We start from the raw sequence: 16,200 nt of genomic DNA, 5'->3' as shown, positions 1-16,200 counted from the left end.
ACTACTTTTTAGCTAAATAAAACCATATTTTAACTTAAAAATTTAACATTAATTAACATTTGAATTTTCAAACGCTGACTTTCACAACAGCAAGAATGTGTTTACAACACGCAGAAGCACTTTTTAATGAAATAAGTCTTATTTATAGCCTTTTTCAGAATACACTAGACTAATTAATTAGCGATAAGATTTTAATATAAAATTTCGGAAAAAATCTCTCATTTAGCACCTGCTAAATCGATAAACTAATATTTTAGTACATTAACCTTTCTCCGACAAAAAAGTAGTGTAAATACATTCCAATTTCTCTAATTTAGAATAATTCAAAATAATTTGGATTATCAAAAATTCTAACGTTATTTTGCAACTGTTTAGAATTAATCCAAATAAATACTTCAATGTTCAAAATCAAACTTTTTAGTTTTACAATCCTATTCACCTTTACCAGCATACTATGCTTTGCCCAGCAATTTTCAACCATTAGTGGTACGGTAACCACTTCTGATGGAAAACCGGCTACTTATATTTCAGTAGGTTTGAAAGGGAAAGGCCTCGGAAACGTTACCAATGATAAAGGTATCTTCGAAATACAAAGGGTAAAACCAGGCGCTTATATCGTACGTGCTTCAGGCGTTGGCATTCAGAGTATAGAAAAATCAGTTACCATTATCGCAGGCGAAAACAAAACAGTTGATTTTGTGATCAGCCAAAATTCAAACCAGCTCAACGAGGTTAATATTAATAAAGGCAAAGCCAATAAATATGGTGCTCAAAAAAGCGATTATGTAGCTAAAATGCCGATTAGTAATTTGGAAAACCCTCAGGTTTATACCACCATTACCAAAGAAACATTTAACGACCAATTGATTTTCTCAGTTGATGATGCTACACGTAATGCAGTAGGTATTCAAAAAATGTGGGAGTCAACCGGACGTGGTGGAGATGGTGGTGCATATTATGCATCAAGGGGATTTATTGTGCAATCGAAATTGAGAAACGGAATTGCTGGTAATGTAACCAGTCGTAATGATGCAGCCAACATCGAAAGCGTTGAAGTAATTAAAGGCCCATCGGCCACCTTATTTGGCAGCACCTTAACTTCTTACGGAGGTTTAATTAACCGCATCACAAAAAAACCTTTCGAAGGTTTGGGCGGAGAAGTAACCTATTCTGCAGGTAGCTATGATTTAAACAGGGTAAGTACCGATTTTAATTTCCCGGTTGATAAAGCCAACCATATTTATGCCCGTATCAACGCATCTTATAATTATAAAGGTTCTTTTCAGCAAAATGTATTCGACAGGGGTTTCTTTGTTGCACCAAGTTTAGCCTATAAAGCAAATGATAAATTGGATTTTACTTTTGATGCTGAAATTGCAAATGGCAATAACACTTTAAAACCATTTGTTTTCTTCTATTTTCCGGTGAAAGATCTTGGTTTTGATCGGGCAGATCAGTCTGGCATACCTTACGATAAATCGTTCACGGGTGGTGTGATGAAGCAAAAATATAACAGTACCACTTTCTTTGGCCAGGCCAATTATAAATTTAACAATAACTGGTCATCACACACCAGCTTTTCATCCAGCTATAGTTTTTCTAATGGCCGCGGAACCTACCTGTTCTTAGTTCCAGATAATAGTCCGTTATTGGGTAGCTTATATAATCCAAGTGCTGGCCCTGGTTCAACATATATATCAAGGGCAGATCAATCAACAGATAACAGCAAGGTTTTTAACTATGAAGTGCAACAAAATTTTAATGGGACTTTTAACCTGGGTTCCATCAAGAACCGACTTGTTTTAGGTTTGGATTATTTACGTCAAAACTCCGATCAATTGTTTTATTCGATCGATAGTTTCGACGTGACAAATAAAAACGGAACAGGTGCCAATTATAACAACTTTACAGAAACCAATTTAGCTGCCTTTTATGCAGCAATCCCTAACGTACCTAAATATCCTTATAACTTTAAAACCAATACCTATAGTGCCTACGCTTCTGATGTGATTAACCTAACCGATAGGTTAATTGCCTTAGCCGCCATTAGAGTAGACCGTTTTGATAATAAAGGTAACTCTGACCGTGCAGGTTCAGCACCAAAAGGAGCTTATAAACAAACCGCTTTCTCACCTAAATTTGGCCTGGTATTTCAGCCCATTAAAGACCAATTATCTTTGTTTGCCAATTATCAAAATGGATTTAACAACCTTAGCGGTATAGATTTTAAAGGCGATGCATTTAAGCCGGAGCAAGCCAATCAAATAGAAGGCGGTGTTAAAAGTAACCTGTTTGGAGGTAAATTAACCGGATCAGTATCTTATTATTATATCAAAGTGAAAGATATTGTAAGGGGTTACAATGATGATCCGTCTAATCCAAATGCACAGATCCAGGATGGCAACAAAATCAGCAAAGGTATAGAAGCAGAAATTGTAGCCAACCCTTTAAATGGGTTAAACATTATTGCGGGTTTTGCTTATAACGATAACCGTTTGCAAAATGCTTCTCCGGATGTTGAAGGAAGACGTGATGCTTATTCTGCTTCACCATACTCGGCAAATCTATGGATCAGTTATAAATTCGCTACAGGTTCTCTAAGAGGCTTTGGTTTAGGTGCGGGCGGCAACTATGCCAGCGATAACAAAATTGTGAACAGTGTAAGCCAGGGCGTATTTATCTTACCTGCTTACGAAGTTTTCAACGCATCGGTATTTTATGATCACCCAAGGTTTAGGATAGGCGCGAAAGTAGACAACTTCACTAACCAAAAATACTGGACAGGTTACAGCACGATGAATCCTCAGGACTTAAGAACTTTTACAGGAAGTGTTACTTACAAATTTTAATAATATCAACTGGGAGCATCTGGATCAGATCAGCTGCTCCCGGTTTTAAAACCGAAAACATGAAAACTAGAATCTCATTATTAGCATTATTCCTTGCCTTTAGCATCTCGAATGTATTTGCACATGCTTTATGGATAGAAACGGCCTCAACAGGTAAAAAAGGACAGCCTCAGGAAGTAAAAGTATTCTTCGGAGAATATGAAAGCAACGAGCCTGATACCGCAGCAAAATGGTTCAGCAACCTGAAAGAATTCAAATTGGTTTTAACGGCGCCCAATGGTACCACAAAAGTCTTAACAACTTCGCCTGATGTACTTTTTTACAAAGCCAGTTTTACACCAGATCAAGACGGCACCTATAAAATTTCTATTGTACACGAGGTAGCTGCTGTTTACGAAAAGGCAAAAATTGAGTATTATGCTTTTACAGATGTTGCTGTTGGTAGCTCAAAAATCAACACCACTTTCCCGGCTGGAGCAGCTTTAACCATCAGGCCGGATAAACACGTTCTAAAAGTTGGTGAAACGGCCGTTCACGAGGTTATTTATAACAACACACCTTTCGCAAACCAAAAATTAACCGTTGTTGGTCCGGATAAAAAAGGTCAGCCTACCGAAACTGATGCGCAGGGTAAATTCATCTTCAAGCCAGCTACAAAAGGAAATTATTTTCTTGAAGCTTTTACCGAAGATAAAACATCCGGCAAGCTGAACGGAAAAGATTATGAAAAAACATGGCATCTGGTAACTTACACTACCGAAGTTAAATAACCGGATTAAATCAAAACTTTTCAACCAATTGGCATACAAAACAGTCAATTGGTTCTTTTATTAAATAAAGCTTAATGTCGCCAACCAAACCGATCCAGAAAAAAACAAAGAAATCGCGGATAAGAAGAATCAGCGATTGGCTGCATTTGTGGCTGGGCATTACCAGCGGTCTGGTGGTTTTTCATTTGGGCATTACAGGTTGTATTTTTGCCTTTCAAAAAGAGATTACCGAGTTCATCCATAAAAAAGAGTTTTTTGTTGAAGTACCGGCAAATAAAAGGACAATTCCCTTAAGCGTTTTAAAAGCAACCGCCGAAAAGGCTTTGGGCGGAAAGAAAAAGGTTACTTTTATATCAAGCTATATCCAAGCCGATCGCACATGGGAGTTTGGTACTTACAAGGCTGGTAATCCTAAAGCATTTTGGTATTTCGACGCTATAGATTATTACGATCTTGTGTTGGTTAACCCATACACCGGTAAGGTTACATTAGTCTCCGATTATAAATACGAATTTTTCAGCATCATTAAAATGCTGCACTGGAGCTTTCTCATCAACCAGCCCATAGGACAGCAGATTATCGGCTGGAGCACTATTATCTTTGTTTTCCTGTTAATCTCCGGTATGGTGATGTGGTGGCCTAAAAACCTTAAAAAATCAAACTTCGATAAAAGTTTCAAAATCAAATGGAAAGCCAAATTTAAACGCATTAACTATGACATGCACAATGTACTCGGCTTTTATGTGATGATCATTTGCTTAATGCTGGCGCTAACCGGTCTGGTCTGGACCTTTCAGTGGTTCCAGCAAACCGTGTATGTAGTGGCATCAGGTAGTACTTCGCCTCCAAAAGAAATAGTCGCAAAATCAGATTCGACTAAAACCGCTAAAGCCATCCCGCTTGATGTAGCTTTCGAAACCGCGCAAAAGATGTTTAAAAATGCAGAACGCATAGGGATGTCGCCAGCAGAAGGTGGTACAGCAACCATTTATGCTACTGGCTACAAAGGCAAAGAAACTTACTGGAATTTTGATGTTTTGCTTTTCGATCAATACACGGGCAAATTGCTGGCCCGTAAAAACCAAAGCGATAAAAACGGAGGTGAGGCACTTATCGGTATGAATTACGATATCCACGTTGGCGCCATTTTGGGCCTTCCCGGAAAAATAATGGCATTTTTTGCCAGTTTAATTGCAGCAAGCTTGCCTATAACCGGATTTATCATCTGGTGGGGTAAAAAGAAAAAGAAGAAAAATCCCGCAGTTGCGGAAAATCAATCACAACTTAATTAATTATAAAAATGAAGCTATTGAACCTAATCTTCGTATTAACCGGTTTAATTACCCTTAATACTCAAGCACAAACAAAAGTCGATTCTCCAGAAGAAAAATTGGAAAAGGACAGAAAAGCAATAAAATCTTTAGCTGGTTTTTATGAAGTTAATTTCAATTATGGCGAAGTAACCGCACCTGATCCAAATTACAAATTCAGTAAACCTTACGAAAGCCATGGCAATGAATGGGCAGAAATTATTGTAGACGAACCTAAAAGAATTGTAATACAACATATGCTGGTCATTAATGATACTACAGTAATTAAACATTGGCGGCAGGACTGGACATATGAAGATACCGACATCTTGCTTTATACGGAAGGTAATGCATGGAAAAAAGGCAATTTAACGCCAACCGATGTAAAAGGCAAATGGACACAAAAAGTATATCAGGTTGATGATAGTCCACGGTACCAGGGCTACGGCACGTGGAGCCATGTTGGTGATCATGATTCATGGTCGAGCGAAACCGATTCTCCATTACCGAGAAGAGAATTTACCGTACGTAAAGATTATAATGTGTTAAACCGCGGCAGCAGGATTACCCTTACCAAAAACGGCTGGATGTTTGAGCAGGACAACAAAAAGATTATACGCACAGCCAGTGGTGATAAACTGTTAGCTGTTGAAAAAGGTTACGAGGAATTTACCAAAATAGATCCTAAAATTTTCGCGAATGCACAAAAATGGTGGGCAAGCCAAAGTGCTTACTGGGCAGATGTGCGTAGTGTTTGGGCTGATATTATTGGTGCGCAAAATACCTTCAAACTACAAACCATGGCCAATGGTAAATTGCTCTATGAAACACTTTTTAGCCTGGGCGATCAATCTATCAAAGAAAAATGGACAGCAGCACAGAACAAAGAAAAAATTAAAGCTGCCTTGCAGCCTTATCTGGCAAAATAAAAGTATTGATTTAAAGTTAATGGTTGATGATTAATTGCGGATGCTGTTAATTCATCAACCCTTTTTTATTTAAGAGGCTGTCTCAAAAGTAAAATCTAGCATTTAAGCCCAAAATTTTACTTTGTTTTCGTCACTCTCGCGCAGGCGGGAACCACGGAGTGCTCAGCGAAGCTAATCTTAAAGCGCTTGCAATAGCATTAAGATTCCCAATTAAATTGGGATGACGACGTATCAAAATATAATTTGATTAGTGATCCAACATAAATCTTTTTAATACAACATCTTAACACCTTAATGTTGGTCGAGATTTGCAATCGCGAGTCAATAAATCGTGGATTTGTAAGCCGCCTAAAAATTCTCCACGTCAGGATTACAAATCCAGACCAACAATTACTTTATTTTACTAAATTCCGGCATGAAAAGATTCTGTTTCTTCATCTTCCTGTTTTGTGCCGTTAACAGTTTTGCACAGGATTCTACCTATACCAGGAATATAATCAATACCCTTACCTCAAAAGCATTTTGGGGGAGGGGATATACCAAAGATGGGATGAAAAAAGCGGCTGATTATATTGCCGATGCCTATCAAAAAATTGGTTTATCTCCAATGGGTAAAACATATAAACAGACCTTTAATTTTCCTGTAAATACATTCCCAGGAAAAATGATGGTAAGCATTAATGGCAAAAAACTTATTCCTGGTGAAGATTTCATTGTAAATAATGAAAGTCCGGGCATTAAACAAAAAGCCAATCTAACACCAATCGATAGCCTTAATTACCAGGCTACACCCTCACTGATTATTTCATTAAAGGATAAACTTACCTGGTCTGTAGCTACCGGAGTTGGAGATGTAACCACCATACAACTTAGTAAAAAGCGCCTTACTTCCGTCCCTAAAGAAATCAGCGTTGACATAGAAAACAAGTTTATCCCCAATTTCCAGGCAGCCAATATTTTCGGGTTAGTTAAAGGAACCAAATATCCCGATTCATTGTTAATCATTACCGCACATTACGACCACTTGGGTGGAATGGGGGCTAATACCTATTTCCCTGGAGCAAATGATAACGCGGCTGGCGTGGCTACCCTATTAAGTTTAGCCAAATATTATGCTGCCCATCCTCAACCCTACTCCATTGGTTTCATCTGTTTTGCAGCTGAAGAAGCCGGATTACTGGGATCAAGATATTTCGTAGAGAATCCGCTGGTTTCCTTAGGCAAAATAAAATTCCTGATCAATCTGGATTTAGTGGGTACAGGAGCAGCCGGAATGACCGTAGTTAATGCGGCTGTTTACCCCAAAGCTTTTGCCATGCTCAATGCCATTAACAATAAAAATCATTACATTTCCAAAATCAATTCGAGAGGCAAGGCAGCCAATAGCGATCATTATTTTTTTACAGAAAAAGGTGTCCCCGCATTTTTTATTTATACCCAGGGTGGTCCCTCTGCCTATCATGATATATTCGATAAACCCGATACCTTACCCCTTACCAAGTATAAAGATCTGTTTAAATTAATCGTCAGCTTCAATCAAGAACTGATGGAATAGCTACCCTTTTAGGACTAATCAATGTAATTTCTCGTTTAATATCTGCAGAAGCCTAAAGAATTAGTTTTTTGATTATGCCTTTAGAGTTAGTTTTACCAAATACTGGTCTTCACCGTCATCAAAAATCAATTCAGCATTCCATCCGGTTTCTGCCGCAATCTGTTTAATGGTTTCTTCATCTATATAAATCCAGTTGAACCAACTGCCTTTCTCCCCTTTATACTCATACTGGTAAGCTACCTCACCATAGTATTGATTTTGTGGTTTAGGCATATCTTCATATAAATAAGCAATATCAGAAGAATCGAAAATTACCTGCCCATTAGGATTGATGAGGTCTTTTAGTTTGATCAAAAAAGCCTTAAAACCAGGCAAAGTTCCTGTTAAACCAATACCATTCATCAGCATGATAATGGTATCAAATTTCTCCTCGTAAGTAAAAATATCTTGTACAAATGCCTTTTTTACGCCGCGGTCTTTCATAATATCTACCGCAGCTTCCGAAATATCAATAGCTGTAACATCAATATTAAAGGCTTGTAGAAGTAAAGCATGACTGCCCACACCGGCACCGATATCCAATACTTTGCCGTTACACATGTGCAAAGCCTCAAGCTCCAAAACGGGCATATCTTCATCATCACGGAAGAAAAATTCTAGCGGCATTTCTTCTGGTTCTCCATAAGAATTATGCAACCAAAGCGTATCTGCCTCGCCCGTTCTGTAAATATCTGTTAGCGCTTTACCAAAAACATCCATAGCACAAAGATAGAGAAAATGGAAGAGCTATGATGGAATAGGGAAAATGTTATGCTGGGTTAACAGGCATAAAGGTGGTCGGGATTTACAATTGACCTAAGCGCCCAGAATTTTAATCACAAAAGGTCCGGATTACAAATCCAGACCAACGATTTTCATAACAGTTTTGCGTAACAATTTTATTCCAATTCAAATACCTGATGGTATTCTGGTATGGCTACATGTTTAAAACCATGATCTTTTAACCTGGTAGCGAAATTTTGCTGTACTTCGTACTCGCCATGAACCAGAAACAACTGTTTTACCTTCGCCGGATCCTGGCCTGATAGAAAATGTAATAAATCTTCATAATCACCATGCGCACTCATCGATTTTATGGATTGTACTTCGGCTTTCACTTCATATTCCTGGCGGAAAATTTCAACTACTTTCTGTCCGGCAATTAATTTACCACCCAGCGAGTTTGGCTCACAATACCCCACCATTAAAATGGTATTTTTCTGGTTACTGATATTATTCCTGATATGATGTTTTACCCGGCCAGCCTCTGCCATGCCTGAAGCAGAAATAATTACGCAAGGTCTGGGATCAGCATTTAAAGCTTTCGATTCTTCAACGCTTTCGACAAAACGCAATCCTTTAAAACCAAAGATATCATGATCTACCTTTAAAATTTCTTTAACCCCGTTATTGTATATTTCAGGATGGTTTTTAAGAATTTGAGTGGCCTTTGATGATAAAGGACTGTCTACATAATAGGGAACATCAGGCAATTTACCCTTCAACTCTAAACCATTTAAAGCATAAAGGAGTTCCTGTGTACGGCCAACGGCAAAAGCTGGAATAATTACCTTACCTTTTTTGATGTTACAGGTATTATTGATGATCTCCAAAAGCATATTTTCGATTGGTTCGAGATCTTTATGTAGCGAATCGCCATAGGTTGATTCCATCAAGATATAATCGGCCTGATCAAATTGTTGCGGGTTTTTCAGCAGCAAGTCACCATAGCGGCCAACATCACCAGAAAAGGTAACGCGTGTAGATTTTCCATCTTCTGTAATGGTAAGGTGTACGGCAGCACTCCCTAAAATGTGGCCTGCATCGGTAAATTTCAATCGAATTCCCTCTTCAATCTCAAAATCTTCTTCATACTCCACAATCTTCATCTGGCCAACTGTTTTGGTCACGTCCTCCTCAGTATAAAGCGCTTCTTCCATTTCTTCGCCTTCGTGAAGATTACGGTTTGCGTATTCAGCATCCTGCATCTGGATCTTAGCAGAATCCATCATTAAAATGCGGGCAAGGTCCATTGTCGCCGAAGTACAGAAAATCTTCCCTTCAAATCCTTCTGCCACCAATTTGGGCAATAAACCACAGTGATCAATATGTGCGTGTGATAAAACGAGGTAGGTGATTTTTTTGGCATCAAAACCAAAATAGTCGTTTAATTTATCGGTAACATGACCCATTCCCTGGAATAAACCACAATCTAATAAAACCTGGGTGCCGTTTTTTAAAGTAATAAGGTGCTTACTCCCCGTAACCGTACGGGCAGCACCATGAAAAGCAATGTTCATCAAGATATTGGTTAGAATATATAAAGCATAAAAGTGCCGGAAATATCCGGCACTTTCAATTCATTACGCATTTATCTCTGCTACTTTATCTTTAACCTTATCTGCAACATTTGTGGCTTTATCTGCCAAACCTGCTAGTTTATCTTTTGAGGCATCTAAAAGATCAGCTAAAAAATCTGATACTTTACTTTTCAAATCGCTGGTCGAATCTGATGATAACGCCAATGCAATAGTTGCTCCTAATGCTGCTCCAGCTAATACGCCGACTATAATTTTTGTTTCTTTTTTCATGGTCTTATTGATTTACTTATTAAACATATTTAACCCACAGGTGTTTTTATTTTTTTCATCTTACAAAAACTAATCCATAATGAAGCGAATATTTTTTATAGACTTAGATAATACCATTTATTTTACCAGGCAGAACGAAGAGCAGTTAATGGGCGAATTATATCGTTTCTTAGAAAGCGTGGATTTGGGAATCAGCAAAGAAGATTTTCGACTGGCCAAACAGGAAATGCTGAGGACACCTTTTCTAAAAGTAGCAGAAAAATACCGTTTTAAGAAAGAAACAATGCCTGAAGTTATTTCCCACCTCCAAAATAGATTCGTAACCCAGCCTTTAAAACCGAGCGATGATTACCACTATATCAAAAGCCTAATCGGCAGAAAATTTATTGTAACAGCAGGTTTCCCAAAACAACAGCAATCAAAAGTAAAAATGCTGGGCATTGCCGACGATTTTGAAGAAGTGCATGTGGTAGATGTTTCGACCAGCAATAAGAAAAAAACCTTCGAAATGCTGATTGATCAGCATCAACTGAACAAAGATGATATTTTAATTATTGGCGATGATGCCGAATCGGAAATTAAATTTGGATTGGAACTGGGGATAACCACTTTTTTACTCGACCCTGAAAACCTGCATCCAAATGCCGAAAGCACTTTTAGGGGAAGTGATTTAAGCAGTCTTCACGCGGCAGCGGGTCAGTCTAATTAACATACCGGGTAGTGCAATTTGGCCGGATAATTAGCGGCAAGAACCTGTTGTTTCTAAACCCGGTAGCAGTAGCTATAGCGAATAACGGGACTGTTGTCCAAAAGCAGTACTATACGCTCATTTCTAATCTAAACAATTTGATGAAGTGCTATCAAATTGCCCATTGAGTTCATCAATTTTTTAAATAAAAAAGTCCCGATTTTCATCGGGACTTCCTGTTTTATCCTCTGCCACCTCTTGATGGCCTTCCACTTTCACCACCACCCCTTTGTTGTGGTGCTTCTGATCTTCTTTGTTCTTGTCGTTGTTGTTGCTGTTGAGCTCTTTGTTGCTGAGCTTGAGCGTCACGTTGTGCCCTTTCCTGTTGTTGCTGCTGGGCTTGTTGTGCACGTTGCTGTTGCATTTGCTCGTTACGTTGTTGTTGAGCCTGCGCATCACGCTGTGCCCTTTCCTGTTGCTGTTGCTGGGCTTGTTGTGCACGTTGCTGTTGCATTTGCTCATTACGTTGTTGTTGAGCCTGCGCATCACGTTGTGCCCTTTCTTGTTGCTGTTGCTGGGCTTGTTGTGCACGTTGCTGTTGCATCTGCTCGTTACGCTGTTGTTGCATCTGTACATTGCGTTGCGCCCTATCTTGTTGTTGCTGTTGAGCCTGTTGTGCACGTTGTTGTTGCATTTGCTCATTACGCTGCGCCCTTTGTTGTTCCATTTGAGCACGTTGATCATCCTGACCTCGTTGTGGCTGCATATCACGTTGATTACGTTGTTGATCTACGCCCATGCGGTCTTGATTACGCTGTTGTCTTATCTGATCTAAACGTTGTTGATCCTGACCACGATTTGCATTATCTTGTCTGTTCCCATTATCAATTCCATTGGTCCCGCCACGACTAATACGTCCGTTTGCATCCTTATTATAAGCCTCGCCCCTGTTATTTGGCTGATTGTTATTATCGCGGCCTACATTTCGATTATCTCTCGATCCGACACGGTTGTCGTTATTGCCTGGCGTATTACCTCTTTGATCGCGGTCGGTATAACCTTCGTTTCTTCCGCCTCTGCTGATACCAGCATTACCTTGCTCAAATCTTCTCGGCGCAGCATTACGGTTATCTACTGCCGCATTACGCTCAGGTCTTGGCCTGTAAATCGCTACCTCCCTACCACCAATCCGGCTTGCACCAGGTCTTGAGCTTTGGGCATAACGATATACAGTTACATCTCTGTTGGTTGCACGCCTGATATCTTCAACCCTTGGCCCCCCATAATAAGTTCTTCTGTTATACACATAAGTATTATTGATGATGGTGGTATTGCGGATATATACGTTATTACGGCCGTAATCATATCTTGGGAAAGTATTAATATAAATATTCCGCTGAGGAATAAAGTTCCAGCAAAATTCTGGTACCATGTAACGGCGGCCAAAGCTTAAATTAATACTGATACTTGGTGCCATTGGTGCCCATCCATAATAACCGTCTCCACTTCTCCAATCTACCCAGGCTGGTCCCCAATTGGTATCAGGTAACCAGATCCATTGCCTGTAACTGTTAATTACCCAACGGCCATAGTGGAAAGGTGCCCAGCCCCAATCGTAATTAGAAACCCAGGTATTACCGTATTCAGTCATCGCCCAACGTCCGTTGGTATAATACGGGCGGAATTCGCTTTGATCAACATTTGGTCGCCAAACATAACCATATTGCGGATCCTGTATCCAGGTTCCATAAGGCGAAAGTTCATCGTAAAAAGTCTGTAGAGAAATATTGCCGGTACTGTAACCATCAGACTGGTAATCGTTTTGGTAGTCTTGTGCCCTGACAAGGGTTGTGGTTCCGGCAAGGAGCGAAAATAGCCCCAGCACAAGTGCCGTAGATTTCAGTGTTTTCATTTGTGTGTTTATTTTAATAACCTAATGTGTGTGTATCAATTAGAGAACCAAAAACAACAATGGTTTAATATGCAAGCATAGTTTTTGGATTTTCCCCTGAATATTGCCATACAAGGCATATTTAACTAATATTTAACGTTTTAAGCCGAGTTTAATTGTGCAGAAAATAAGTCAGTTAAAAATAAAATTTGCTACACCTCTGTTTAGGAAAAAGATTATATTGCCATTGCGATCGGCTTTAGAACTTAAATTCTATTTATTGTGTGTATTTTTGTAATATGCAAAAAGGCACTTTATACCTTATTCCCGTACCGTTGGCAGAAGAGGTAGCACATAAAACATTTACTCCTTATCTGGTTGATACCATTAACCAGATTGACACCTACATTGTCGAAAACAGTAAAACAGCACGCCGCTTTTTAAAGGAGGCAGGTTTAAAAACACCACAGAAAGATCTGATTGTGCACGATTATGGTAAACATAACCGAACCGATTTAGGGCAGTTTTTTGTTGAGCTTGCTGCCGGAAAAGATGTTGGTTTAATGAGTGAAGCTGGTTGCCCTGGCATTGCAGATCCTGGAGCAGATATTGTTGCAGAAGCGCATAAACGCGGTATTAAGGTAGTGCCATTGGTAGGACCAAGCTCTATTTTACTAGCCCTGATGGCCTCAGGTTTTAACGGACAAAGTTTCGCTTTCTGGGGTTATTTACCGATTGATAAAGAGCAGCGGACCAAACGGATTAAAGACCTGGATTTATCGGCAAGCCGTTACAAACAAACACAGATTTTTATCGAAACACCTTTCCGCAATAACCAGCTTTTTGAAGAAGTACTGAAAAGCTGTAAACCCAACACACAGGTTTGTGTAGCCAGTAACCTTACTGCAACAGATGAATTTATTAAAACGCAAAGTGTTTACAACTGGCGTAAAGAGGAAATAGATTTACATAAAAAGCCAACTATATTTTTGTTGTACTAAGTTGTTCATTCGTTCAGTAACCATTGGTTCATTGGTGATTGACATTGGTCAAATATGCCTTTCAAATCGTCGTCATCTCGAATGAAGCGCAGCGAAATGCCCACCTGTGCGGACAGGCCTGCCCTTACAGGCGGGGAGAGATCTATTCTTCTTAGATTTCCCGGCTGTAATGCATGCTGTTCGAAATGACGACTAATCGAACAATAACAAAAAAATCAAAACATATCCGCACGAGATCGGTTGTTAATGTAGCGTTCTGTAATATTATTCACTAAATTTTATAATGATGAAAAATACGAGCACACCAAAAAACAATCCAACAGTTCAAGGTAATTCGATAGCCGACCGGGCTAATCATGATGTTAAAACGGATAAAAAAATCCAGGGCATTACAAACGGCGGAGGGCAACGGTCTGATCAGACCTCGAATAAGGACAATCAAAGAAAATACGACAACAAGAAATAATAAAAAAGGTGATGATCCGGCAAGATCATCACCTTTTTTTTGATGCTTAAACCATCACCTTTAATCCCTGGGGTGAGATGGATAATAGCCATCTGTAGAAATGATGTATATAGCCCCTTCTACTGACGGGAGTTTAGGCAGCCCGAAATTTGACATGCCGTCGCCACCATACCTTGTCTTAAGGATAGAAAACAACTTTATATTTTTACTGACCGATATCAACGAGCCGTCACATATCGCAAATCCTTCTGGTGCATAGTCACCAGCAAAAAGGGTTATAGCCCCGAGCATTGAATTCATAGCATGCTTATTTAGTTGCCCAATACTACTAAAAAAAACAAAATGATTTTCATATCAACTGTCTAAAACTGTTTTATAACTGCAAAAGGCATATAGTCGATTCAACAACACTTCAATCTATCAAAACAGCCATTTGTGTAAATTTTTAAGTACAATAATAGATTCATACCATAACAATTAATACAGATTAAGTTTTCGTGTAAAATTCGCCGTTGACCTAAAATTGATGTAACAGCTTCTGTTACATTTGTTTCATCAGCTATTTAAGGATCAACTAACCGCTTTTCCAATGAAAAAAAATCTAAAAAAAATCGCAATCGTAGCGATGGTTGCAGTAGTAATTGCTGCATGTAAAAAAAAACAAGAGACATTAACAGCAGAACCACAAGAAACTGTAAAAAATGCCGATAAGGTTTTACAGCACATTAAAAACCTGGGCTTCCCTGAGTCGAGCATTGTAGACAATGGAAATGAATATATCGTTGAAGAAGATATTGTATTTCCTAAAAACATGGAGATCATGGCCAGCAGCGCAGGGCCAAAAACAGAGCAATATTATACCGGAAGTATTGTTAATAGCACTAAAAAGCTAAACATCAGGGTTTTTGTAGATGCATCCATGACTTCAATGAGCAGCGAGATTAATAATGCACTTGCACAATGGAATGGTGTATCGGGCTCTACACTTCGCTTTAACGTTGTAACCGCAGCACCTTATGATATCCTGATCAAAGATGAAAATTTAGGCAATGGTGTTTGTGGCCAGGGCCAGTTCCCATCAGGTGGCAGCGCAGGCGCCTTAATTAAAATTAACAAAAGTTATATCGCGGGCAACTCTTTTGCACAACGTGCAAGAACCATATGCCATGAATTTGGCCATTGTATTTCTTTCAGACATACCAATTGGGCGGCCCAAGGCGAATCTACAGCTACAAATGTTCCTGGAGTTACCGGAACAGATGCCTCATCGCTGATGAACGGTGGCCAATGTGGCTCAGGTGCAACAGTGTTATCTCAAAAAGATAAAGACGCGACTGCAGTATTATATTAAAACCCAAAACAATCAATTAACCTAAACTAAATCCTTAAACAGTTGAAATAAGCTCGGGCACTTCAGCAGTACCCGGGCTTATTCTTTAGCTAAAGCAATAATGTCTTTCCCATTCAAAGTTCGTCTTTCTTCCTGATGGCTCAAAGTATTGATCATGGCCTGGCCAAGTTCAGCCATTGTGCAGAAACCATTCGGATAAATGGTCCTACCGATCGGAAATAACCAGTTGATGTATTGATAAAATGGATGTGCATATTTTTGCCCTGGTAAAGGCTTGATAAAGCCCGGTCGGAAATTAAAGACCTGCTGGAAAGGTAATTTTGTCAAATCGTTTTCTGTTTTGCCCTTTACCTGCGCCCATTTTAAACGGCCATTCGCATGGGTTCCTGCACCAGAAACATAACAAAATGTCATATCACTATTGAGCTTACTGAAGGTCTGTGCAACGTGCATAGTCAGTGTATAAGTCATTTTATAATAGGTTTCCTCATCAGCACCTACTGAAGTAATACCTAAACAAAAGAAGCAGGCATTATAGCCCGATAACTGATTTTCTATTGCGGAGAAATCAAAAAAATCGGAGTGAATAATTTCCTTTAATTTTGGATGTGTATAAGCACAGGGCTTACGGTTGATTACCAAAATATGATCAATTTCAGTACTGTTTAAACATTGCATCAATACGCCTTCGCCAACCATTCCGGTTGCACCGGTAATGATGATATGATGCTGATTTCTGGTTTTTCCCATCGGAAGTTAT

General features: G+C 39.2%; 15 protein-coding genes. 9 read left to right on the top strand and 6 right to left on the bottom strand.

The features are described from left to right. The first annotated feature begins 398 nt into the window (after positions 1 to 398). The 5 genes from BLR60_RS07025 to BLR60_RS07005 all read left to right on the top strand — a co-directional run bounded on the left by BLR60_RS07025 (position 399) and on the right by BLR60_RS07005 (position 7,413). The gene (locus BLR60_RS07025) at positions 399 to 2,849 is read left to right on the top strand and encodes a TonB-dependent receptor (RefSeq protein ID WP_090498199.1); all 2,451 of its coding nucleotides are present in this window, start codon (positions 399 to 401) and stop codon (positions 2,847 to 2,849) included. A 59-nt stretch (positions 2,850 to 2,908) separates the two neighbouring features. Then, on the top strand, positions 2,909 to 3,619 hold the full coding sequence (locus BLR60_RS07020; RefSeq protein WP_090498197.1) for a DUF4198 domain-containing protein: 711 nt from the start codon (positions 2,909 to 2,911) through the stop codon (positions 3,617 to 3,619). Positions 3,620 to 3,693: 74 nt separating this feature from the next. Beyond that, entirely contained in the window at positions 3,694 to 4,911 is a 1,218-nt protein-coding gene (locus BLR60_RS07015; protein ID WP_090498195.1) for a PepSY-associated TM helix domain-containing protein, read from the top strand. A gap of 8 nt (positions 4,912 to 4,919) precedes the next feature. Next, positions 4,920 to 5,858, top strand: coding sequence for a DUF6607 family protein (locus BLR60_RS07010; protein ID WP_090498193.1), 939 nt, complete (start codon positions 4,920 to 4,922; stop codon positions 5,856 to 5,858). Between the two features lie 415 nt (positions 5,859 to 6,273). Next, complete coding sequence (locus BLR60_RS07005; RefSeq protein ID WP_090498192.1) at positions 6,274 to 7,413, top strand: M28 family metallopeptidase; 1,140 nt, start codon at positions 6,274 to 6,276, stop codon at positions 7,411 to 7,413. Positions 7,414 to 7,485: 72 nt separating this feature from the next. Here the strand turns inward: BLR60_RS07005 and BLR60_RS07000 are convergent, their stop codons facing one another. The 3 genes from BLR60_RS07000 to BLR60_RS06990 form a co-directional block, all read right to left on the bottom strand. Further along, a complete protein-coding gene (locus tag BLR60_RS07000; protein ID WP_090498190.1) occupies positions 7,486 to 8,172 on the bottom strand; it encodes a class I SAM-dependent methyltransferase in 687 nt (228 codons plus the stop codon). A 179-nt stretch (positions 8,173 to 8,351) separates the two neighbouring features. Continuing rightward, on the bottom strand, positions 8,352 to 9,752 hold the full coding sequence (locus BLR60_RS06995) for an MBL fold metallo-hydrolase RNA specificity domain-containing protein (protein ID WP_090498188.1): 1,401 nt from the start codon (positions 9,750 to 9,752) through the stop codon (positions 8,352 to 8,354). Between the two features lie 63 nt (positions 9,753 to 9,815). Then, on the bottom strand, positions 9,816 to 10,043 hold the full coding sequence (locus BLR60_RS06990) for a YtxH domain-containing protein (protein ID WP_090498186.1): 228 nt from the start codon (positions 10,041 to 10,043) through the stop codon (positions 9,816 to 9,818). A 79-nt stretch (positions 10,044 to 10,122) separates the two neighbouring features. On the opposite strand from BLR60_RS06990, the gene BLR60_RS06985 reads away from it, so the two are divergent. Beyond that, entirely contained in the window at positions 10,123 to 10,752 is a 630-nt protein-coding gene (locus BLR60_RS06985) for an HAD family hydrolase (protein ID WP_090498184.1), read from the top strand. A gap of 220 nt (positions 10,753 to 10,972) precedes the next feature. On the opposite strand, the gene BLR60_RS24635 is transcribed toward BLR60_RS06985, so the two are convergent. Next, entirely contained in the window at positions 10,973 to 12,643 is a 1,671-nt protein-coding gene (locus tag BLR60_RS24635; RefSeq protein ID WP_143009040.1) for a DUF6600 domain-containing protein, read from the bottom strand. A gap of 278 nt (positions 12,644 to 12,921) precedes the next feature. Here BLR60_RS24635 and BLR60_RS06975 point away from each other — a divergent pair, with 278 nt between their 5' ends. Both BLR60_RS06975 and BLR60_RS06970 read left to right on the top strand, forming a co-directional pair. Beyond that, positions 12,922 to 13,623, top strand: coding sequence for an SAM-dependent methyltransferase (locus BLR60_RS06975; protein WP_090498182.1), 702 nt, complete (start codon positions 12,922 to 12,924; stop codon positions 13,621 to 13,623). A 283-nt stretch (positions 13,624 to 13,906) separates the two neighbouring features. Next, positions 13,907 to 14,089, top strand: a complete 183-nt coding sequence (locus BLR60_RS06970; protein WP_244155607.1) for a hypothetical protein — start codon at positions 13,907 to 13,909, stop codon at positions 14,087 to 14,089. 60 nt (positions 14,090 to 14,149) lie between these two features. Here BLR60_RS06970 and BLR60_RS25420 read toward each other — a convergent pair whose 3' ends face one another. Then, complete coding sequence (locus BLR60_RS25420) at positions 14,150 to 14,380, bottom strand: phage tail protein (protein WP_394333563.1); 231 nt, start codon at positions 14,378 to 14,380, stop codon at positions 14,150 to 14,152. A 298-nt stretch (positions 14,381 to 14,678) separates the two neighbouring features. On the opposite strand from BLR60_RS25420, the gene BLR60_RS06960 reads away from it, so the two are divergent. Next, positions 14,679 to 15,440 (top strand): M57 family metalloprotease, encoded by a 762-nt coding sequence (locus tag BLR60_RS06960; RefSeq protein WP_090498175.1) that lies wholly within the window; start codon positions 14,679 to 14,681, stop codon positions 15,438 to 15,440. Between the two features lie 78 nt (positions 15,441 to 15,518). Here the strand turns inward: BLR60_RS06960 and BLR60_RS06955 are convergent, their stop codons facing one another. Then, complete coding sequence (locus BLR60_RS06955) at positions 15,519 to 16,190, bottom strand: NAD-dependent epimerase/dehydratase family protein (protein ID WP_090498173.1); 672 nt, start codon at positions 16,188 to 16,190, stop codon at positions 15,519 to 15,521. Positions 16,191 to 16,200: the final 10 nt, after the last annotated feature.

Source organism: Pedobacter terrae, from assembly GCF_900100705.1.
GTDB lineage: Bacteria > Bacteroidota > Bacteroidia > Sphingobacteriales > Sphingobacteriaceae > Pedobacter > Pedobacter terrae.
The sequence above is the reverse complement of the archived record's forward strand: the minus strand, read 5'-3'. Positions and strand labels throughout refer to the sequence as shown.